16 protein-coding genes and 1 riboswitch are annotated in these 20899 nt (G+C 72.3%); of the genes, 8 read left to right on the top strand and 8 right to left on the bottom strand.

All coding sequences use genetic code 11. The features are described 5' to 3' along the window. Nucleotides 1-45 precede the first annotated feature (45 nt). Both AQI95_RS32895 and AQI95_RS32890 read right to left on the bottom strand, forming a co-directional pair. Nucleotides 46-933, bottom strand: coding sequence for a 4Fe-4S domain-containing protein (locus tag AQI95_RS32895; RefSeq protein WP_067132387.1), 888 nt, complete (start codon nucleotides 931-933; stop codon nucleotides 46-48). 275 nt (nucleotides 934-1208) lie between these two features. Next, a complete protein-coding gene (locus AQI95_RS32890) occupies nucleotides 1209-2402 on the bottom strand; it encodes an acyl-CoA dehydrogenase family protein (protein WP_067132384.1) in 1194 nt (397 codons plus the stop codon). A 168-nt stretch (nucleotides 2403-2570) separates the two neighbouring features. Next, nucleotides 2571-2798, top strand: a riboswitch (cobalamin riboswitch). A gap of 155 nt (nucleotides 2799-2953) precedes the next feature. Between AQI95_RS32890 and metE the strand changes: the two genes are divergently transcribed. Next, nucleotides 2954-5263, top strand: a complete 2310-nt coding sequence (gene metE, locus AQI95_RS32885) for a 5-methyltetrahydropteroyltriglutamate--homocysteine S-methyltransferase (RefSeq protein ID WP_067132381.1) — start codon at nucleotides 2954-2956, stop codon at nucleotides 5261-5263. Between the two features lie 264 nt (nucleotides 5264-5527). Here metE and AQI95_RS49250 read toward each other — a convergent pair whose 3' ends face one another. Beyond that, entirely contained in the window at nucleotides 5528-6925 is a 1398-nt protein-coding gene (locus AQI95_RS49250) for an eCIS core domain-containing protein (protein WP_244188920.1), read from the bottom strand. A gap of 282 nt (nucleotides 6926-7207) precedes the next feature. Here AQI95_RS49250 and AQI95_RS32875 point away from each other — a divergent pair, with 282 nt between their 5' ends. Beyond that, nucleotides 7208-8107, top strand: a complete 900-nt coding sequence (locus AQI95_RS32875) for a LysR family transcriptional regulator (protein WP_067132378.1) — start codon at nucleotides 7208-7210, stop codon at nucleotides 8105-8107. A 234-nt stretch (nucleotides 8108-8341) separates the two neighbouring features. On the opposite strand, the gene AQI95_RS32870 is transcribed toward AQI95_RS32875, so the two are convergent. After that, complete coding sequence (locus tag AQI95_RS32870) at nucleotides 8342-9094, bottom strand: SDR family NAD(P)-dependent oxidoreductase (RefSeq protein WP_107121815.1); 753 nt, start codon at nucleotides 9092-9094, stop codon at nucleotides 8342-8344. Between the two features lie 625 nt (nucleotides 9095-9719). Between AQI95_RS32870 and AQI95_RS32865 the strand changes: the two genes are divergently transcribed. Next, nucleotides 9720-11195, top strand: coding sequence for a dihydrolipoyl dehydrogenase family protein (locus AQI95_RS32865; protein ID WP_067132375.1), 1476 nt, complete (start codon nucleotides 9720-9722; stop codon nucleotides 11193-11195). A 93-nt stretch (nucleotides 11196-11288) separates the two neighbouring features. Here AQI95_RS32865 and AQI95_RS32860 read toward each other — a convergent pair whose 3' ends face one another. Then, nucleotides 11289-12173 carry an NmrA family NAD(P)-binding protein gene (locus AQI95_RS32860; protein WP_067132372.1) on the bottom strand — a complete coding sequence of 295 codons (885 nt, stop codon included), beginning with the start codon at nucleotides 12171-12173 and terminating at the stop codon, nucleotides 11289-11291. 123 nt (nucleotides 12174-12296) lie between these two features. On the opposite strand from AQI95_RS32860, the gene AQI95_RS32855 reads away from it, so the two are divergent. The 3 genes from AQI95_RS32855 (at nucleotide 12297) to AQI95_RS32845 (ending at nucleotide 14989) form a co-directional block, all read left to right on the top strand. Next, on the top strand, nucleotides 12297-13043 hold the full coding sequence (locus AQI95_RS32855; protein WP_067132369.1) for a TetR/AcrR family transcriptional regulator: 747 nt from the start codon (nucleotides 12297-12299) through the stop codon (nucleotides 13041-13043). 276 nt (nucleotides 13044-13319) lie between these two features. Then, nucleotides 13320-13961: an HD domain-containing protein gene (locus AQI95_RS32850; protein WP_107121814.1), complete on the top strand. Its 642-nt coding sequence runs from the start codon at nucleotides 13320-13322 to the stop codon at nucleotides 13959-13961. Then, the gene (locus AQI95_RS32845) at nucleotides 13958-14989 is read left to right on the top strand and encodes a GlxA family transcriptional regulator (protein ID WP_067132362.1); all 1032 of its coding nucleotides are present in this window, start codon (nucleotides 13958-13960) and stop codon (nucleotides 14987-14989) included. The genes AQI95_RS32850 and AQI95_RS32845 overlap by 4 nt, the downstream gene beginning before the upstream one ends. 852 nt (nucleotides 14990-15841) lie before the next feature. On the opposite strand, the gene AQI95_RS32840 is transcribed toward AQI95_RS32845, so the two are convergent. The 3 genes from AQI95_RS32840 to AQI95_RS32830 all read right to left on the bottom strand — a co-directional run bounded on the left by AQI95_RS32840 (nucleotide 15842) and on the right by AQI95_RS32830 (nucleotide 19483). Then, nucleotides 15842-18007: an MMPL family transporter gene (locus tag AQI95_RS32840; RefSeq protein ID WP_067132457.1), complete on the bottom strand. Its 2166-nt coding sequence runs from the start codon at nucleotides 18005-18007 to the stop codon at nucleotides 15842-15844. Between the two features lie 265 nt (nucleotides 18008-18272). Then, nucleotides 18273-18926 (bottom strand): maleylpyruvate isomerase N-terminal domain-containing protein, encoded by a 654-nt coding sequence (locus AQI95_RS32835; RefSeq protein WP_067132360.1) that lies wholly within the window; start codon nucleotides 18924-18926, stop codon nucleotides 18273-18275. Nucleotides 18927-19117: 191 nt separating this feature from the next. Continuing rightward, nucleotides 19118-19483 carry a 5-carboxymethyl-2-hydroxymuconate Delta-isomerase gene (locus AQI95_RS32830; RefSeq protein ID WP_067132358.1) on the bottom strand — a complete coding sequence of 122 codons (366 nt, stop codon included), beginning with the start codon at nucleotides 19481-19483 and terminating at the stop codon, nucleotides 19118-19120. A gap of 316 nt (nucleotides 19484-19799) precedes the next feature. Here AQI95_RS32830 and AQI95_RS32825 point away from each other — a divergent pair, with 316 nt between their 5' ends. Both AQI95_RS32825 and AQI95_RS32820 read left to right on the top strand, forming a co-directional pair. Beyond that, nucleotides 19800-20234 (top strand): septal ring lytic transglycosylase RlpA family protein, encoded by a 435-nt coding sequence (locus AQI95_RS32825; RefSeq protein ID WP_067132356.1) that lies wholly within the window; start codon nucleotides 19800-19802, stop codon nucleotides 20232-20234. A 119-nt stretch (nucleotides 20235-20353) separates the two neighbouring features. Then, nucleotides 20354-20899 (top strand): ricin-type beta-trefoil lectin domain protein (locus AQI95_RS32820; protein WP_167361979.1); only part of this gene is annotated, 546 nt, incomplete at its 3' end.

Genomic DNA, 20899 nt, shown 5'->3' with positions numbered 1-20899 from the left:
CGCCGCCGGCTTCCGGCGGGCCCGAAGGCGGCCGGGACCACGCCGTCACCAGCGGACCGCGGTGAAGTCGATGGACCGGGGCCGCAGTTCGCGGGTGCGTGCCGTCAGCCGGCGCAGGCGTCGGGCCATGTCGTCGGCGGGCAGGCGCCGGCGGTCGCCGTGGCCCGGCAGCAGCCACTCGAAGCGCAGCCGCCCGGCGGTCCGCGACAAGGAGGAGGCCAGTTCGGTGATGGAGTACCAGGTGACGCTCTCGGCCACCTCGATGTCCTGCGTCGCGCGGGACCAGTAGAAGCTGTCGCCGCTGAAGCAGTACCGCTCGTCGGCGACATAGAGCACGCTGCCCCGGGTGTGACCGGGCAGGGGGTGGGCGATCACGCCGTCCGCGATCCGCGTCGGGTCGGTGCCGCGCAGGACGCGGTCGGCTCCCGGGGCGGCGTCGAGGTCGCCCTCGTGGATCCACAGCCGGGCGCCGAAGCGGTCGGCGTAGCGGCGTCCGTGCGCGGCATGGTCGCGGTGGGTGAGCAGGACGTCGGTGACGGCGCCCAGCGTCTCGTGGTGGGCGGCCAGCGCGGTGCTCCAGCGCGGGGTGTCGATCATCATCATGGTGCCGTCGGGGCGACGTAACAGGTAGGAGTTGGCGCCCGCGGTGTGCGTGGAGTTGTGCCCGCACAGGTACACGGTGTCGTCCAGGGCCATCGGGAAGGGGTCCTGCGCCGTGTCCAGCCGTCCGTCCGGGGGACGGATCGACCGGGTGGGGCAGGCGTGTGCGGCGGCCTGGACCAGCCGCTCCTCGGCGGGGTCGCGCGGCTGCCGCAGGACGGCCGAGCGGCCCTCGACCTCACCGATCAGGCCGGGCGCGAGCTGCCGCGCGACATCGCAGTTCGTGCATCGCTCGTCCACGTACCAGCCGTCCTGGAACCGTTCCTCGCTCATGGCTCGTTCCTCTCCCGATCGCGTCCGCCCCACGGCTTCCCACCTCTAGGGGTATCCGCGCCCCTCCGATAACGGAAGAGGGCCAGGATCTGGCGTCTTGGGCGGCGCCCTGCTCTCAGCAGCCGGTTCGAGGCGGACATCCGCTTCCGGTCGAGACGGTGCCCCGACGGCGCCGCCCGGCGAAGCGGACGACCCGGCCAGGCGGCCCGGCGGTGCGCGGACGCGGATCCACGCACCGCACAGGAGGTGCCCGGGTGCCTACCGCCTCGGCGGGGTCATCGCCTCGGCTCGCCGGCGCCCTCGACGCCCAGGGCCCAGGCGCCGTAGGCCGCTCCGACGGGTTCGAAGGAGAAGATCACGTGGGACGCCGCGGTGTTGACGTCCCGCCAGAAGCGCTGGACGGGGTCGAACTCGAAATGGCCCGTCGTCCCCGTGCCGCGGAAGACCCGTTCGACGGCCGACACCGACAGTTCGACCGCCATCGCGAAGTCCCTCGGGCCGCGGACCGCCGCCTCGCCGTCCGTGGTCCCCTCGACACCGTCGGCGACCCGGGCGGCCCGCTGGACGAGGAGTTCGGCGGCGTCCACCTCTGCGGCCGAGCGAGCCAGGTCGACCTGCACCGACAGCTTCTCGCGCAGCGGGGCACCCCGCCGGTCCACCCGGCGGGTGTTCTGGTCGGCCGCGACGAGCAACGTACCGCGGGCGGCGCCCACCACGGGGACGGTGAGCGGCAGGGCGTTCACCGCGCTCACGGGCACCGTGTGGCACCGGGCCTCGGAGGCCGTCGCCCGCCCCGCGTTGAGGTCGAACCTCGACAGCGTCAGATGCTCGGGCACGAAGACGTCGTCGAGGACCATGGTGTCGCTGCCGGTCCCGCGCATGCCCAGGGTGAACCAGGTGTCCTTCACGGTGATGTCCGCCTGCGGCACCGCGAAGAACCGCACCTCGCCGCGCCCGTCGGGGCCCACCTTGCCGGGTACGGCGGAGCAGGCGAAGACCCAGTCGGCGAAGCGCACCCCGCTGATGTACTTCCACTCACCGCTGAGCCGCCAGCCGCCGGAGACGGGCTCCGCCGTCCCGGCCGGCATCAGCGCGCCCGCCATCAGGGCGTCCGGCCCGTCGCCCCAGAGCACCGCCTGCCCCTCCAGCGGCAGGTACGCCCCGTACCTGGCCGCGTGCCCGGACAGTGAGGCGGCCCAGGCCGCCGAGGCGCAGCCTTCGCCGACCAGGGCCACCGCCTTGGTCATGTCCAGGAAACCGCCTTCCTTGCCGCCGAAGGCCGCGGGGACGAAGTGCCGGGCGAATCCGGCCTCCCGCACCGCCTCGACCACCTCGGGCGCAAGCCGCCGGGCGGCCTCCGTCTCGTCGCTGCACCGCGCCGCGATCTGGGCCACGCGCGGAGCGGCGGCGACGACCTCCGCCACGCCCGGCCTCTCGGCCAGGATCGTCGCCGTGCTGTCGCTGAGCATATGTTCGCCACCTCCACTGGGATGGCCGCAGTCTCTCCGGCCGAGCCCGCGACGGGCCGCTCCCAAGCCGGGAGGGGCCCGTCTATCACCCGACCGGCTTCAACGACGTGTCCCACCTCACCTTCCGAATACCGGACGCACTCCACCACACCCCTAGGACGGCCCCTTAGGCTGGCTCCCGCAGCTGGTTCGCCCCGTCAGCCAGGCGGGATGCGTCGCAAGAGGGAACCCGGTGGAAATCCGGGACTGCCCCGCAGCGGTGAGTGGGAACGACCGCCGTCATCCGCACTGGGTCCGAGGAGGGCCTGGGAAGCGACGGCCATTAGGTGTCCACGCCTTGGCAAAGGCATGGATGTGCCCGCGAGTCCGAAGACCTGCCAACTGCCCGCGTACGGGACGACTCGTGCGCGGACATTCCGGTGACCTCGAGGGCGGGTCGGCGCAGACAACCGAGCGGGCGGCCGTGGGCCGCCGCCGTCCGGTCCGTCGCCCCTTCGCGTTCTCGTCCCGTCTCCGGGATCTCAGGGATTCATCTCGCGAAGGAGATTTCCGTGACCAGCACGTCCGCAGCGGCGCAAGCACGGGCCACCGTGTACGGCTACCCCCGCCAGGGTCCGAACCGGGAACTGAAGAAGGCGATCGAGGGTTACTGGAAGGGCCGCGTCGGCGCCGAAGCGCTCCGGACCACCGCCGCCGAACTGCGCCGCGCCACCTGGCAGCAGCTGGCGGACGCCGACGTGGACGAGGTGCCGACCGGCGACTTCTCGTACTACGACCATGTGCTCGACGCCACCGTCATGCTCGGTGCCGTCCCCGCACGCCATCGGGAGGCGGTCGCCGCGGATCCCCTCGCCGGGTACTTCGCCATGGCGCGCGGCACCCAGGACGTCGCACCGCTGGAGATGACCAAGTGGTTCGACACCAACTACCACTACCTCGTGCCCGAGTTGGGCCCGGACACGGTGTTCACGGCCGACTCCGCCAAGCAGGTCGCGGAGCTGCGGGAGGCGCTGGCCCTGGGCCTGGCCGCCCGGCCCGTCCTCGTGGGGCCCGTCACCTATCTGCTGCTGGCCAAGCCCGCCCCCGGCGTGGCCGGCGACTTCGATCCGCTCACCCTGCTGGACCGTCTGCTGCCGGTGTACGGCGAGATCCTCGCCGACCTGCGCGCGGCCGGCGCCGAGTGGATCCAGCTCGACGAACCCGCGCTCGTGCAGGACCGTACGCCCGCGGAACTGAACGCCGCCGCCCGTGCCTACCGCGACCTAGGAGCCCTCACCGACCGGCCCAAGCTGCTGGTGGCCTCCTATTTCGACCGGCTCGGCGACGCACTGCCCGTCCTGGCCAAGGCTCCGGTCGAGGGCCTGGCCCTGGACTTCACCGAGGGGGCCGCCGCCAATCTGGACGCCCTCGCCGCCGTCGGCGGGCTGCCCGGCAAGCGCCTGGTCGCCGGTGTCGTCGACGGCCGCAACATCTGGGTCAACGACCTGCAGCGCTCCCTCACCACGCTCGGCACCCTGCTCGGCCTCGCGGACCGGGTCGATGTGTCCGCGTCCTGCTCCCTCCTGCACGTGCCGCTCGACGCCGCCGTGGAACGGGACATCGACCCGCAGATCCTGCGCTGGCTCGCCTTCGCCCGGCAGAAGACGACCGAGGTCGTCACCCTCGCCAAGGGTCTCGACCGCGGCCTCGACACGATCACCGCCGAACTGGCCGCGAACCGGGCCGACCTGGCCTCCCGCGCACAGTCCCCGATCACCCGCGACCCGGCCGTACGCGCCCGGGCCGCCGCCGCCACCGAGGCCGACGCGCGCCGTTCCCAGCCGTACGCCGAGCGTGCGTCGGCCCAACGCACCCGCCTCGGTCTGCCTCTGTTGCCCACGACCACCATCGGTTCGTTCCCGCAGACCGGTGAACTGCGTGCCGCCCGAGCCGACTTGCGCGCCGGCCGCATCGGCACGGCCGGCTACGAGGAGCGCATCGAGGCGGAGATCCGCGAGGTGATCTCCTTCCAGGAGAAGACCGGACTGGACGTCCTGGTCCACGGTGAGCCCGAACGCAACGACATGGTCCAGTACTTCGCGGAACAGCTCACCGGCTACCTCGCCACCCAGCACGGCTGGGTCCAGTCCTACGGCACCCGTTACGTCCGCCCGCCGATCCTCGCCGGTGACATCGCGCGCCCGGCGCCGATGACCGTGCGCTGGACGACCTTCGCCCAGTCGCTCACGGACCGTCCTGTCAAGGGCATGCTCACCGGCCCCGTCACGATGCTCGCCTGGTCCTTCGTCCGCGACGACCAGCCCCTGGCCGAGACCGCCCGGCAGGTCGCCCTCGCCCTGCGCGACGAGGTGAACGACCTGGAGGAGGCCGGGACTTCGGTGATCCAGGTCGACGAGCCCGCGCTGCGCGAGACCCTGCCGCTGCGCGCCGCCGACCGTGCCGCCTATCTCGCCTGGGCCACCGAGGCGTTCCGGCTCACCACCGGTGGTGTACGCCCGGACACCCAGATCCACACGCACATGTGCTACGCCGAGTTCGGTGACATCGTCCAGGCCATCGACGACCTGGACGCCGACGTCATCAGCCTGGAAGCCGCCCGCTCCCATATGCAGGTCGCCCGGGAGCTGGCCTCCCACGGCTATCCGCGCGAGGCCGGACCCGGTGTCTACGACATCCACTCTCCGCGCGTCCCCGGCGCCGAGGAGGCGGCCGAACTCCTGCGCACCGGCCTGCGGGCGATCCCCGCCGAACGGCTGTGGGTCAACCCCGACTGCGGCCTGAAGACCCGCGGCTGGCCGGAGACCCGCGCCTCCCTGGAGAACCTGGTGGCAGCCGCGCAGGCGGTACGGGCAGAGCTGTAACGGCCCCGCAGCCCCATCCGGCCCGGTCCGGGAGCGAGCCCACCTCGACTCCCGGACCGGGCCGCTCCACGGGCGGCGACACTCCGAGGACGCCTCGCACGGCTACGGCTGCGGAGCGGACGGCCCCGCGGGGTGACCGCCGCTGTCAGTCACCGCGCTGGGCGGGAGCGAGCAGCCGGTGGAAAGTCGGTGCTCCGCTCGTGGGAGCCGGTGTCGAATCCTTCCTCCGTTTCGTCCTCGCCCTGTCGGACCGTGCGTCGGGGCCTACTTCTTCTTCCACTCCTTGACCGTCAGCCCGCCGGGCACCTTCAGTTCGAAGGCGCCGCCGATCGCGGTGTCCAGGGCGCCGGCCGGGTCGTTGCCGCTGCCGAAGGCGCTGACCGCCAGCAGCTCCTTGAGCTGCGATCCGCTGCCGCGGAACGCCTTGGCGGACTTCATCGCCTCGCGGGCCCCGTCGGCGTCCATGGACTTGTTCATCTTCTCCAGCAGGTCCGCGGAGACCCAGCAGTCCGGGATCTCGTCGAGGTCCCACTCCGCGTACCAGTGCGTGTTGTTGAGCCAGTTGCGCTGGGGCACCTTGCCGTCCACGGCCACGAGGTAGAACGTGAACTTGATGTTGCCGAGCGAGCGCCAGTCGGCGACGTTCGTGTGCGCGCTCGCCCGGCCGGCGGCGGCGTTGTCGTACGTCGACGCGATCTCCGAGAAGCCCGGAGCGTTCTTCGGGTCGCTGCCGGTGTAGTGGCGGATCGTCCACCGCTTGCTCAGCAGCTCCGCGGCCTGCCTCTTGCGGACCGCGGCGATCCGCACCGCCGAGGCCTGCTTGATGCCGTCGAGCATGCCGAACTCGCTCTGCCCCTCGCCGGGCCGGAACTGCTGGGAGGTCATGTACTGCATCAACTGCCAGGCGTCGTCCTCCGAATGCCCCGACTTCTTCAGAGCGGCGAGGATCTCGTCGGGGGTCTTGGCGTTGCGCAGGTCCTCGTCCTCGGTCCGCTGGATGTGCGGGTCCGCGCCGGCCTGGTGGGCGCCGGTGCGGTGGCCGGCCGCTTCCGCCCCGGTCGCCCGCGCGCCCTCTGCGGCCGTGCGTGTCTCCTCTTCGGCCGCCCGCGTGTCCTCTCGGGCCGTGCGCTGCACCGGCGCGCTGCCGGTCATCACCTTTCGCGCGTTGTTCACCGCGTGCCGCTCGCCCGCGTCGGAGGGGTGCGAGACGCGCAGGCCCGAGCCGTTGTCCGTGCCGGGGACCGGGCCGCTTCGCTGGTCCAGGTAGTGGGTCAGCTCGTGCGCCCAGTCCTCCTTGGTCATCCGGCCGCCGTCGACCACATGCGGCCCCGAGGTGTACGCCTTGGCCTGGATCTCCACGGCCGACCGGCGGGCGACCTCGTCCGAGTGGACGCGCACACCGCTGAAGTCGGCACCGCCGAACCGGCCCTCCATCTCCTCGCGCAGCCCCGTGTCCATGGGCCTGCCGGGAGAGCGCAGCACATCGTGCACCAGGGAACGCCGCTGCACCTGCTGCTCCCGCTCACGCTCGACGGCCCGCGTCACGGCCGCGTTGCCCACCGCGCGCTGCAGCGCCTCCAGCCCGGTGGACGCCGGTCCGGCCGGCCGACGCGGCGCGGACCGCGTGTCGCTCTGCTCGTTCTCCCTGTCGTGCGCGCGCACGGGCGCTCCCCTCGAAGCCGGACACACCTCAAACACCGCAGTCTGCCCGGATCCACCGATCCGCGGAATGAACCCGAGGGCAGCCGTGCGGGCAACGGGATTGCCGTCACCGGTCCGGGTGCGTCCGACCAAGCGGAGGGCACGGCGCTGCCGGCCGACGCCTCCGCGGCGAATTGCGTTGCATGCAGGCGGTGTTGCCCTTCAGGAGGCCGTGCGGTCGAGGTGGGCGCCCGGCGCCGTGTCCGGCGTGACACGCCGCGGGCGGCATGGTGGCATGTGGGGATGGAACTGCGGGAGCTGCGGGCGTTCGTGGCGGTGGTGGAGGAGGGCGGGCTGTCCGCCGCGGCGCGCCGACTGCACGTGAGTCAGCCGGCGCTGTCCCAGACCGTCAGCGGCCTGGAGCGCCGACTGGGCGTGCGGCTGCTGGTCCGCGGCAGCACCGGGGTGCGTGCCACCGAGGCGGGAACGGCCCTGGTGGCGGAGGCGCGCGCCGTGCTCGCCCGGCATGAGCAGGCCCTTCGGGTGATGGCCCGGTACACCGGCCCGGGTGGTGGCGCCCTGCGGATCGGCATTCCGCTCGAACTGCCCGCAGGGCTCCTCGATCCCGCGCTCGCCGACCTCACCGAGGCCTGTCCGGACACCCGGGTGCAGGCCCGCCATCTGTCCACGGCCCAGCAGTTGACGGCCCTGCGGGCCGGTGAGCTGGATGTCGGACTCCTGCGGGAGCGTCCGTCGGGGCCGGAGTTCGACGCGCTGCTCGTCGTGCGGGAGAGGCTGGGCGTGCTGCTGGCCGCGGAGCGGGCCGCCGAACTCGCCGGCCCGGACGGCATCGCCCTCGACGCGCTCGTGGATCTGCAGTGGGTCGGGTTCCCTCGCTCGGGCAGCCCCGCCTGGTACGACGAGCTGACCGCGATCCTGCGCGGTCACGGCCTGGACCTGGGGCCGGCGGTGCCCGAGGGACAGGCGCTGATCGCGGACGTGAAGCTGGCGGCGGTCGCGTCCGGACAGGCCTTCACCCTGGCTCCGCCCGACTGGCAGCAGCCCCTGCCCGACCGTGTGACCTGGTCGCCGCTGGTCGGGCATCCTCTGGTGCGGCGCACCTGGGCGGTCTGGCCTGCCGATTCCCGCCGCCGCGATCTCGGCCGGTTCATCGCCGCGCTCGACCGGACGGTGCGGAGCTGACGGGGCGCGGCTGCCCGGGGCGTCGGGGCTCTCGCAGTCCGTGCATCGCGCCCCTACGGCGACTGCGCGGGCACCGCGGACAGACTCCCCGCCCCACGGCTGCGTATGCGTACGCGTAGAAGACCTCTCGCGAAGCGGCCTGGAGCCTCCTCGGGTGGCGGCTTCGGGTGGCCCGGGGCGCCGGGCACGCGATGCACCCGGCGCGCCCGGGACAGTGCCACGGGCAGCTGTGGGTCAGACGGCCGTACGGCCGCCGTCGACGGGCAGCACGGCGCCCTGGACGAAGCTCGCCGCGTCGCCCGCCAGGTAGGCGATCGCCTCGGCGATCTCCCGGGCCTCGGCGGGCCGCCCGGCGGGGGCCTGTGCGGCGAGGGCGTCGAGGTTCTCGCCCATGGCGGCGGTGCCCTCCGTGCGGGTGGGACCGGGCTCCACGGCGTTGACCCGCACCCCGTGCGGGCCGAACTCGGCGGCCCACGCCTTGGTCAGCAGGTTCACCGCGGCCTTGCTGGAGCCGTACAGCGCCATCCCCGCGACGCCGTACTCGGCGACCATGGTGCTGACGTTGACGATCGTCCCCCGGCCGCGCTCGGCCATCGCCGGGGCCAGCTGCGCCACCAGGTGGAACGGCACCTTCACATTCAGGTCGTAGACGGCGTCCACGTCCTCGGGAGACGCCTGTGCCGTCGGGCCGAACGGGAAGATGCCCGCGCTGTTGACCAGGATGTCCACACGGCCGCCGCCCAGCTCGGTGGCCTGCCTGGCCAGCTGCCGGGCCGACGCCGCGTCCCGCAGGTCGGCGGCGAGGAAGTCCGCCTTGCCGCCGTGCGCCCGGATGCCGGCGACGACGCTCGCGCCGCGGGACGCGTCGCGCCCCGCGACCAGCACATGTGCGCCGCGCTCGGCGAGCAGCGTCGCGGTCGCGGCGCCGATTCCGCTGGTCGCCCCGGTCACCAGGGCCACCCGCCCGGCAAGATCGACAGTGGTCATGAGGGTCGTCCTTCGTGTCGAAAGGTCGGGGGTCGAACGGGGTGCGGATGGTCCGCGCTCCGTCGACCCGTCACCTCGTCCGCGAGGTGACGGAAGTCCAAAGGGCCGACGCCGTCCGGGGATTCCGGTCCGGCCATAGGCCGCGCCTGTGGCGGTCATCAGGGTGGAGCCGACCGGGCCGTGCGAGTCGCCGCGCGGCCGACGTCCGGCCGACGCCGCTGGTCAGGGCAGACACGGGGGGCATAGGCGCTCCTTATGGCCACTCTCGGTGAGCCGTATGGCAAGGGGTCCCGCGCCGGGCACGTATCCCGGTTTCATGGTGCCCGGATCTGTCCATGGGCGGATGGCGGTCGTCACCGCGCGGTACGACAATGGCGAGTGCTGCCCGTCCGCCCCGCCCCCGCGCGGGGGACACATCTCCATGGTCGACGCAGGGGACCGCAGCCGCACAGCCGACCGCCCCGGCCCGGCTGCCGGCGGCGCGCGGCCCGCCGCACCGGCAGTGTGCGGTCCGGGGTCCGGCTCGGCCGACGCGAGGTCGCTCCTCGCCGAGCGATCCTCGAACAGCTCGCCCACAGCCCCGAGAACGGCTCACCAGCAGCAGCGATCGTGATGCGAGGAAGAGATGAGCGAACCGCACGGAACCAAGGAAGCCGCCTACGACGTGATCGTGCTCGGCGCCGGTCCGGTCGGACAGAACGTCGCCGACCGCGCCCGGGCCGCCGGCCTCTCCGTGGCCGTCGTGGAACGGGAACTCGTCGGCGGCGAATGCTCCTACTGGGCCTGTGTCCCCAGCAAGGCGCTGCTGCGGCCGGTCATCGCGGTCGCCGACGCCCGCCGGGTGGACGGCGCCCGCCAGGCCGTCACCGGACCGCTCGACACCGAGGGCGTCTTCGCGCGCCGCGATCGCTATGTCACCGACTGGGACGACACGGGCCAGGCCCAGGGGGTCAAGTCCATCGGAGCCGATCTGTTTCGCGGGCACGGCCGCCTCGACGGACCCCGCCGGGTCACGGTCACCCGGGACGACGGCTCCCGCCAGGTCCTCACCGCCCGGCACGCGGTGGCCGTCGCCACCGGCAGCCGGCCGGTGCTCCCCGACATCCCCGGCATCGACGAGGCCCGGCCCTGGACCAACCGGCACGGCACGGACTCCAGCACCGTGCCCGCGCGGCTCGCCGTGGTCGGTGGCGGCGGAGTCGGCGTCGAGATGGCCACCCTCTGGCAGGGTCTCGGCTCCCGGGTCACGCTGCTGGCACGCCGCCGCCTGCTGCCCCGGATGGAGCCCTTCGTCGGGGACCTGGTCGCCCAGGGCTTGACCGGGGCGGGCGTGGACGTACGGATCGGCGTGCAGGTGAGGGCTCTGCGGCGCCCCGACCCCACCGGTCCCGTCACCCTCACGCTCGACGACGGCGGCGAGCTGGAGGCCGAGGAGGTGCTGTTCGCCACCGGCCGCACCCCCGCCACCGACGACATCGGGCTGGACTCGGTCGGTCTCACCCCCGGCTCCTGGCTGGACGTGGACACCACCTGCCTGGTCCATGGCGTCGACGGCGACTGGCTGTACGCCCTCGGCGACGTCAACCACCGCGCGCTGCTGACCCACCAGGGCAAGTACCAGGCCCGCACCGCGGGCGACGCGATCGGTGCGCGCGCCGCCGGCCGCCCGCTGGACGACGCGGCGTGGGGAGACCACGCCACCACCGCCGACCAGCACGCCGTACCGCAGGTCTTCTTCACCGATCCCGAAGCCGGCTCCGTCGGCCTGACCGCGGACCAGGCGGCCGCCGCCGGGCACCGGATCCGGACCGTCGACCTCGACTTCAACGCCGCCCAGGGCGCCAATCTGTACGCCGACGGCTACCGGGGCCATGGCCGGCTGGTGGTGGACCTGGACCGGGAAGTGCTGCTCGGAGTGACCTTCGTCGGCCCCGGCGTCAGCGAGCTGCTGCACTCGGCGACCGTCGCGGTCGCGGGCGAGGTCCCGCTCAAGCGGCTCCGGCACGCGATCGCCTGCTTCCCCACGGTCAGCGAGATCTGGCTCTTCCTGCTCGCCGCCTACCAGCGAGACCGGGACACACCGCAGACCGCGTCCGCCTGAGCGACGGGCACGATCCGGGGCCCGGTCACGGGGAGCCTTGTCGTGTCGGCTGCCGTGACCGGCAGGAACTCCACCTGGCGGAGCGTCCGCCGGCTATCGGCGTTCCGCCGATGCCCTGTCAGCCGAAAGCCGTTCCCGCAGCACCTCCTCCAGGGTGCGGGGTGCGCGGCCGATGAGCGTGGCCAGTGTCCGGTCCACGGCCGCGAACTCGTCGGCGCGGGCGGCGGCGAAGATGCCCAGCAGATGGTCGGCCGTCTCGGCGGGGACGCCGTGTCCCATCATCTGTTCCGCGAACCGGCCGTCGGGCACGGTGATCCTCTTGACGGCGCGGCCCGTGAGCGCACCGGTGAGGGCGGCGATGTCGTCGAAGGTGAGCGCCTCGGCGGCGGTGAGGGGTGGGGTGGGGCCGTCGAAGCGGCCCTCGTCGGCCAGGACGGCGGCCGCCGCGTCGGCGAGGTCGTCGTGCGCGGTCCAGGAGACCGGTCCGTCGGCGGGGAGGACGATCTCACCGGTCTCCGGGCCGGAGCCGAGGAACTGCAGCGCGCTCGCGGCGTAGAAGCCGTTGCGCAGCGCGGTGTACGGCACTCCGCAGGCGCGCAGCGCCTCCTCCGTGGCGGCATGGTCGCGGCAGGCTTGGAAGTGTGAGGTGGGGGCCGCACCCATGTGGCTCGTGTAGAGGACGCGGCGCGCACCTGCCGCGACGGCGGCGTCGATGGCGGCCCGGTGCTGTCGTACGGCCTCTTCGCCGAGCTTGTCGACGGAGACGACGAGCACCTGCGTGGCGCCCTCGAAGGCATGGGCGAGGCTCGCGGGTTCACCGAAGCCGCCCTGCCGCACCCGCACCCCCCGGTCGGCCAGGGGCTGCGCCTTGTGGGGGTCGCGGACGCTCACGCCGATCCGCTGTGCGGGTACGCGCGTGAGCAGGCTGTCGACGATGCGACGCCCGAGCTGTCCGGTGGCTCCGGTCACGATGATCACGGTGTCCTCCTGGTCAGGGTGTTCTCCGGGGAATCGGAGCGCGATTCCGCCGATATCAGCGATACCAATTGAACGATAACATCGATACTAACGACGGAATCAACAGTCCGCTACCATCGGTACATGCCATCGCGCTCACCAGGCCGCAGCGGCAACCCGGCCGCCGACCCCGACATCGCGCCCCCGGTCCGCGAGCAGACCCGGCAGCGGGTCATCGAGGCCACCGTCGACCTGCTGGAGCGCGAGGGCCGCGACGCGGTCACGACGCGCGCGGTCGCCGACGCGGCAGGGGTGCAACCCCCGGCCATCTACCGGCTGTTCGGCGACAAGGACGGGCTGCTGGAAGCGGTGGCCGAGCATGGCTTCGCCACGTACCTCGCGAGCAAGCGGGTCGACCCCGACCCGAAGGACCTCGTCGAGGACCTGCGGGCGGGCTGGGACCTGAGCGTCGAGTTCGGCCTCGACCACCCCGCGCTCTACACGCTGATGTACAGCGAGCCCACGAGATCCGCGTCGCCCGCCTTCCAGGCCGGCATGCAGATCCTGAGGGGCCGTGTCCGTCGGCTCGCCGCCGGTGGCTGGCTGCGCGTGGACGAGGACCTCGCGATCGCGATCATCCATGCCACGGCGCGCGGTGCGGTGCTCACCTGGCTCTCCCTGCCCGAGGACGGCCGCCCCGCGGCCCTGCTGACCGCCCTCCGGGAGGCCATGGTCGCCGCCGTCACCCGCCAGGAGCCCGCGGTACTGGACTCCGGCCCGGCCGGCGCCGCCCGCGCCCTGCGCGCCGCGCTGCCCGGTCAGACGGCGCTCAGCGGCGCCGAGCGGCATCTGCTCCGCGAGTGGCTCGACCGTCTGGCCGCCGACGACTGAGACCGGCCGCCGACTCGCGATGCGATTCGGATCCTGGACGGGATCGTGCTGGTCGTGGCGGTCGCGGTGAGCGCGGTGGGCGCGGTGGGCGGCTGACGCGCTCCCCCGGGGTCGCAGCCGTGCCATGGCCAGATCTGTGGGAAGTACGTCGAGATCGACATGGCCTGTGCCGGTTGCGGCGACGATGCTGAGAACGAGCCACCGAGACCGACGGCCCACCGTCCTCGGCAACCCCACCGTCCCCACCCACCCCTCCGAGCGGACAGGCGGAATCCCATGACCATGACCGGAACGACCGAGGCACATCTGCCGAACACCACGCTCACCCACGAGGCGACCCAGCTCGTCCGCGACACCACCAGCGACCTGATCTACCACCACTCGCGGCGGGTCTTCTTCTTCGGCAGCATCCAGGGGCACCAGCGGGGCCTGCGCTTCGATCCCGAACTCCTCTACGTCGGCGCGATGTTCCACGACCTCGGCCTCGACGAGGAGTTCCACGGCAGCGGACGCCGCTTCGAGGTCGACGGCGCGGACGAGGCCGCGAAGTTCCTGCGGGCCCACGGTGTACCGGCCGAGAGCATCCGGCGCGTGTGGACGGCGATCGCGCTGCACACCACCCCCGGCATCCCTGAGTTCATGGAACCGGAAGTCGCCCTGGTCACAGCGGGTGTCGAGTACGACGTTCTGGGCATCGGCTACGACACGGTCAGCGACGAGGACCGCGCCGCGATCGTGGCCCTGCACCCGCGCCCCGACTTCAAACGGAGGATCCTCGCCGCCTTCACCGAGGGCATCCGGCCCAAGCCCGAGACCACCTTCGGCAATGTGAAGGCCGACGTGCTCGAACGGTTCGTTCCCGGCTTCGAGCGCGGCAACTTCGTGGACACGATCCTGGAATCGCCGTGGAAGGAATGACGAGCGGCCGCACGCCAACCCGCCCGGCCGTCGGCACGGCCACCGGCGCACCGGGCCGGCCCGTCGTCGCCGTCCTCGCCTTCGACGACGTACAGCTCCTCGACGTCACCGGCCCGGCCGAAGTCCTCACGACGGCCGACTCCTTCGGCGCCCACTACGACGTACGCATCGTCTCCGCCACCGGCGAGGACGTCCGCACCTCCGCGGGCGTCCGGCTCGGCGTCGACGGGACGCCGTCCGTCCTGCCGCGACGACTCGACACGCTGATCGTCCCGGGCCGCCGCGACTGGCGACGCGCGGTCGCGGTCCCGGAACTGGTCGGACTCACCGGGGAGTTGGCGGCGCGGGCCCGGCGGACGGCCTCGGTGTGCGCGGGCGCGTTCGTGCTCGCCGCGGCCGGGCTGCTGGACGGCCGCCGCGCCGCCACCCACTGGGAACTGGCCGCGGACCTGGCCGCGGCCTTCCCGCGGGTGGACGTGCAGGCCGATCCGCTGTTCGTGCGGGACGGTCCCGTGGTGACGTCGGCGGGCGTGACCGCCGGCATCGACCTCGCCCTCTGCCTGGTCGAAGAGGACCACGGCCCCGGCACCGCTCGCGATGTGGCGAGGCGGCTCGTCGTGTTCATGGCGCGGCCGGGAGGGCAGTCGCAGTTCAGCGCGCGGCTCACGGCCAAGCGAGCCGACGACGCGGCCGTGCGGCGGGTGATGGACGTCGTGACGAGCGATCCCGCCGCCGACCACGACCTGGACTCCCTCGCCCGAAGCGCCGGCCTCAGCGCCCGGCACCTCGGACGCCTGTTCCGCAGCCAGATCGGGATGACACCGGGCCAGTACGTCGAGGCGGTCCGCACCGAGGCCGCCCAGGTACTGCTGGAAGGGGGCGGGCACAGCGTCGAGGAGGTCGCGCGCCTGGCCGGGTTCGGCTCGTCCGAGACCCTCCGCCGGGTCTTCCAGCACCGCCTCGGCATCGCCCCGACGACCTACCGCGCCCGCTTCCGCTCCACGCTCACGACACCCACCTCGACGTAGGGGCCGATGCGGCCGGGCCGATCGGATCGAAGGTGAACGTCGACTCCACGGTCCGCCGTGCCGGACGAGGGCGACCAGGGGGTCGTCCCCCGCGACGCCGACCGGCGGGAACACGACGTCGGCGTCGGGGCCGCTGTCGGTCACGTCGCGGGACCGCCCGCGCCTTCCCCGACACGCCCTGGGGCCTGTCCGGCGGATCGTGCCGAAGACGCGGGGCTTGGCACGCCCATCTGCGGCGTTGTCGTCACTCGCCGACGCTCCCCCACGCTCGACCGCGCTCGCGCGGGGGGGACCCCCACCGCCGACTCCCTCCTCCGCCTTGCAGCTGCGCGCACCAAGCCCCACTCACGTGGCCGACCAGGCACCGCAGCCTTCCTCCGGCCTGATCCGCCGGACAGGCCCCAGCCGTCGACGTCCAGGGCCGTGCCGTACGGGTCTCGGCGAGGCCGGGATCGCCGAGCGGGAGGGTCGGCGCGGCGGCGGTGGCGAGGCCTGTGGGCGGAGCGAGGAGGGCCAGCAGGGCGGTCACCGTGACGGCCGCAGCACGTGCCGGTCCTGGTCCGTACGAGGTCGATGCCATGCAGGCGAGCGTGCTCGCCGTGTCGGACCCCCACCCGTGCGGCGGTTGATGCGGCGGCCCCGGTTGGGCGAACTGCCGGTGGGCTGCGCCAAGTTGGTCGGTCCGGGACCCCGCGCTGCCGGAGAGCGAGCGGCCGGCGGTTCGTACGTGATCGCCAGGCCGGGATCGTGGAGCGCGTGACGAGGTGTCGGTCGCCGGGCGAACGGCAGTGCAAAGAGGGGGAGTCCTGCCCGGCCGTCGCGGCCGGGCAGGACTCCCCCGTCATGCCGGCGTCAGCCGCGGCGCCCCGCGGTGTCGTAGGCCGACGCGGAATCGGTCGGTGCGGTGCCCGCGCCGGCCGTCGTCGCCTCGCCCCGGTCGCCGTGCCCCGGCCACCACGCGGCGTGGCCGATGAGCGCCGTGAGGCTCGGGGTGAAGAACATCGCCATGACGAACGCGGCGACGATGATGCCGAAGGAGACCGCGAAACCCATCTCCGTGAGCAGCGAGTTGCCCGCCAGCATCATCGTGGCGAAGGTCGCCGCCAGGATGAAGCCGGCCGCGGCGACCGTCGGTCCGGCGTACCGCAGCGCCATGCCGGCCGCCTCGCGCGGGGAGCGGCCCTCGCGGGCCTCCTCGCGGAGCCGGGCGATCATGAGGATGTTGTAGTCGGTGCCGATGGCGACCACGAAGAGATACATGATCACCGGGAGCATGAACATCAGACCCGAGTGGCCCTCGCCCTTCTGGAAGATCCAGACGGTGGCACCGAGGGTGGCGCCGAACCCGAGGCCCACGGAGGCCATCAGGTACAGGGGAGCGACGACACTGCGCAGCAGCAGGCCGAGGATCACCATGATGAGGAGGGCGGCCACCGGGAACACCGTCCGGTAGTCGTGGTTCACCGCGGTGTCGATGTCCTTGTAGATCGAGGACATGCCACCGACGACCGCCTCGGTGCCTGCGGGGGCGTCCGAGTGGGCGACGTCGCGCACCCTGCCGACGGCATCGATCGCCTTGTCCGTCGACGCCTCGTACTTGAGCGTGACGGTGAAGTCCGCGGTGGTGCGATCCGCGTTCAGCTGGGTCATGCGGGCACTGGCGACCCCGTCCACGGCCCCGAGCTTCTGCGCGTACGCACCGAACGCGGCCTGGTCCAGCGGCTTGCCGCCGGTGGTGGACAGGTAGACGTCGGTCGGTGCCGCGGCGCCCGCCGAGTACGCCTTCTGCATCTGGTCCTGGACGACCATGGACTCCTTGGTCTTCGGCATGGAGCCCGAAGCCAGGTCGAACGTGGCCTTGAAGCCGAGGGTGCCGAGCGACAGCGCGACCAGGATGAGGCCGGACACCGCGGCGGTCAGCCCCGGGCGGCGCTGCACACCGCGGCCGAGCGCGGCGAACCGGGCGTTCTCCGGCTCCTTCTTCCAGGACTTGGAGGGCCAGAAGACCTTCGGTCCAATGAGCGAGACCACGGCCGGGATCAGGGTGAGACCCGCGACCAGGGTGACGCCGACCGCGATGGCGAGCGCCGGGCCCATCTGCTTGAGGAAGCCGAGCGTGGAGAGCACCAGCGCGAGGAAGGCGATGATGACGGCACCGGCCGCCGAGGCGATGGCCTCACCGACCCGGCCGACCGCGTTGATCATGGCCTGCTTGGGTTCGTCGCCGAGGCGCAGGCGTTCACGGTAGCGGAACATCAGGAAGAGGAAGTAGTCCGTCCCCACGCCGAAGAGCACGACGATCAGGATCGACGAGATCGAGCTGTTGGCCTGGAGGTCGAACAGCTTGGTGGCGTAGGCGATCAGTCCATTGGCGATGGCCGACACCAGGCCGATCAGCACCAGGGGCAGGATGGCCAGGATCGGTGCCCGGAAGATGATCAGCAGGGTCACCAGGATGATCGCGAAGGTGCCGATGCCGATCAGCGCCTGTCCCCGCTTGGACGAGTCCTGCTGGTCGAGGGCCTGGGCGGCGGAACCGCCGAGCTTCACGTCGAGATGTGTGCCCTTGGCCAGTTGTTTGATGTCGTCGCGCAACAGCTTGGCCGCGTCGGCCTGTTTGGGCTGACCGGCGTTCTTGCTGTCCATCTGGACCAGGGTCAGGTCGTACCTGCCGTCCTTGGACGGCTGGCCGGGGACGACCTTCTGGACCTGGTCGATGTGCTTGTCGCCCAGTTCGGTGGTGATCCGGGCGACGTCCTTCTTGTCGGCGGCGGTCAGCTTGCCGCCGTCCGTGCGCTGGTACAGCGCGATCGCGGACGGGGTGAAGGCACTGGGGAACGCCCTCTCCTGGAGATCCGCCGCTTTGATGGATTCATAACTCTTGGGCAGGAAGCTGCTCTCGTCACTGTTCGAGGGCAGAGTCGGTGCGGTTGCGACGATCGCGACCGCGGCGATCAGCCATGCCACGATCGTCCACACGGGATGACGGACGACTGTGTTGCCAATTCGTCGGAACATGCGGAAGGTCCTCCAGTACAGGAAGATCACCGCAGCCCGGGGAGCGGTCCCTGGCATCGGCGACCTCGAACCGGCACGTGTGTCACGGGCCGGCAGAACCGTTGTGTCGGGGCCACATGGTAGTGACCGAATACGAAGATAATCTCGTCGGACGGTCCCGGCTCGAGCCGACCTCAAGCACTGACGGGACGTGAGCACATGGGGAGTTGGGAGCGCACAGGGGATGTGTGAGCGCCCGGCCGACGAGGAAGGACGGTCCGCTCGCTCAGCCGAGAACGAACGGGAGCCGTGCGGCGACGTCGCCCAGGGCGGCCTCCTCCACGTCGGTCGGCATCCGGCGCCCGGTGCCGATCAGCAGCGCGTCCCTGTCCGAGAACGCGGCGGGGAAGGCGATCCCGGCGATCTTCTCCAGCGACGCACGCGCCGCCGCGAGGGCCTCGGCGGGCGGCTCGGCGGCCGCCGGCAGAGGGGCGATCAGGTCGAGGTGGTGCAGGGTCCACTCGACCACGTACGCCGACAGGTAGTCACCGACGGTCAGCACCTCGTCACGGGTGCCGACGCGGGCGGCCGGGTCGGCGAGTTCGGCGGCGCGCCCCGCCGCCGAACCGACGTCGTCCAGGTGGAACTTCAGCAACCGGGGCTCGCCGTAGGCGGCGGCCAGTCGAGGGATCAGCGCGTCGAGCGGATCCTCGCCGGTCGGGGGTTCGACGAGCTTCCAGTAGGTGACCGCGTCCGCGGTCGGTTCGGTGTCGGCGGGTGTGACGAGGGTGATCAGGACGTCCTGGGCGTCGATGACCAGGTGGCACACCAGGTCCCGTATCAGCCAGCCGCCGCAGCCCGAAGGCCGCTCGAAGTCCTCGTCCGGGAGTTCGGCGACCGCTGTGCGCAGCGCCGTCCAGGAACGCGAGAAGAGATCCACTGCGGCAACGTAGTGCGGGAGCGACACCGAGGACAATCGATATTCGAACGGGCCCGATCGCCGTACCGCCGTGACCGGTGACCAGTGACCGTTGACCGCATCGCCGCTACGGACCGCCGCATCGGACCGCCGTGGCGCCCTGCCGTCGCGACCCGCCTCCGGGCCGCCGTGTCCCTTTCCGGCCCGGCGGCTCAGCGCACGGACGGCGAGAGCCGGTAGGAGCCGGCCAGATCACGTACCTCGACCGAGACGACCGCCTGGCCCTCCGTGCCGCCACCCCCCGGCACGTGCCGGGCCAGCAGGGCCAGCACCCTCTCGGACAGGCGCGCCTTGCGTGCCTCGGAGCGGCCGGGCATCAGGCCGATCTCCACGTGGACGAAGAATGCCTCCGTGTGCGGCACCTCCCCGGCATAGGTCTCCACCGGCCGGACCAGCGTCTTGCACACGCCCGACGAACCGGACTCCTCGATCACGAGCGGATGCAGCTCCTTCACCAGAGCGCAGGCGTCGAAGGCTCCGGCCGGGCGGGAGGAGTGGTCGATGGTGAGGTGCGGCATGACGGGCCTTTCACACGGTCCCCGTAGTTTCTCCAGGCAACCATTTTCCCCCATCTCGCGACCGGATCTCACCACACCCCCCGGATTCCGCGCGGCGACCGCACTGCGGACCGATCGGCGGGTTTGGCGACAAGACGCCCGGCCGCGCCAACTCCCTTTCCTCATGGCTTACTTCACTCCTTGACGCAAATGGTCTGGACCTCTACTTTCACAGTTCAGTCACACCTCGCGCGCCATGCTCACCGTTCGACCACAACTTCTCGAGGTGAACGTGGCCCGCTGCCCACCCCCCCCATGCGAAAGGGCCACCTCTTTCATGGTCAGGTCCCTCCCTGCCGCCGTCCTCGCAGCCGCGCTGGGCGTCTCCGCATGCCTGCTCGGCGCTTCCCCCGCCCATGCCAAGTGGACCGCGCCCACCGCGCAGGCTTCCGACCAGTGCTGGGCGACCCACTACGGCCCCCAGCCGCCCGGCGCCCTGACGGCCAGCGGTGAACTCTTCGACAACAACGCCGACACCGCGGCGACGTCGCTGAGCCGTCGGCCTCAGCTGCCCTTCGGCACCAGGGTGCAGGTGACCAATGCCGCCAACGGCGCGTCCCTGGTGGTCCGCATCAACGACCGGGGCACGTTCGCGTCGACTCCGCAGGAGCCGAAGTGCCTGGACCTGACCGACGGCGCCTTCGGCCGGCTCGGCGGAAGCCTCGATCCGGACGCCGGTCACATCGTCGTCACGGAGACCGTCCTCGACTGACCTCCGCGTCGTCCCGCCGCAAGCGCCCCGGTGCGCCCACGCCGCCGGTCGGCGGCCCGGCACGCCCGTCGGCACCGGCCCGAACCCATCCGCCCCGACCGCGACAGGAGCCCCTCTCGATGCACCTCCGCCTCGCCGAACTCCCGCACGCGCTCCCGCGTCCGAGACGTCTCGGGCGCCTCCTGGCCGGCGCCGTCGCCGCCACCCTCCTCACCGCCCTGTTCACGGCCACACCCGCACAGGCCGCGGACGGCCAGATCACCGGACTGGCCGGCAAGTGCGTCGACGTGGCCGGCGCCGACAGCACCAACGGCACCGCCGTACAGCTTTACGACTGCAATGGAACCAACGCCCAGGTCTGGTCGAACCCGGGCGACGGGACCCTGCGGGCGCTCGGCAAGTGCCTCGACGTCGTGGACCGCGGCACGGCCGACGGCGCGGCCGTCCAGCTGTGGGACTGCAGCGGTGGCGCCAACCAGCAGTGGGTGGTCACCGCGGCCCACGACATCGTCAACCCGGCCGCCGACAAGTGCCTGGACGTGCGGGACAACAACAGCGCCAACGCCACGCGGCTGCAGATCTGGACCTGTACGGGCGGCGCGAACCAGAAGTGGAACGCCCCGGCCGGCGGCGGGAGCGGCAGTCCCTCGGGATTCGCCGTCTCC

The sequence above is a fragment of the Streptomyces yokosukanensis genome, from assembly GCF_001514035.1.
GTDB lineage: Bacteria > Actinomycetota > Actinomycetes > Streptomycetales > Streptomycetaceae > Streptomyces > Streptomyces yokosukanensis.
Note: the sequence above shows the minus strand (reverse complement) of the source record. Positions and strands in the feature narration are given on the sequence as shown.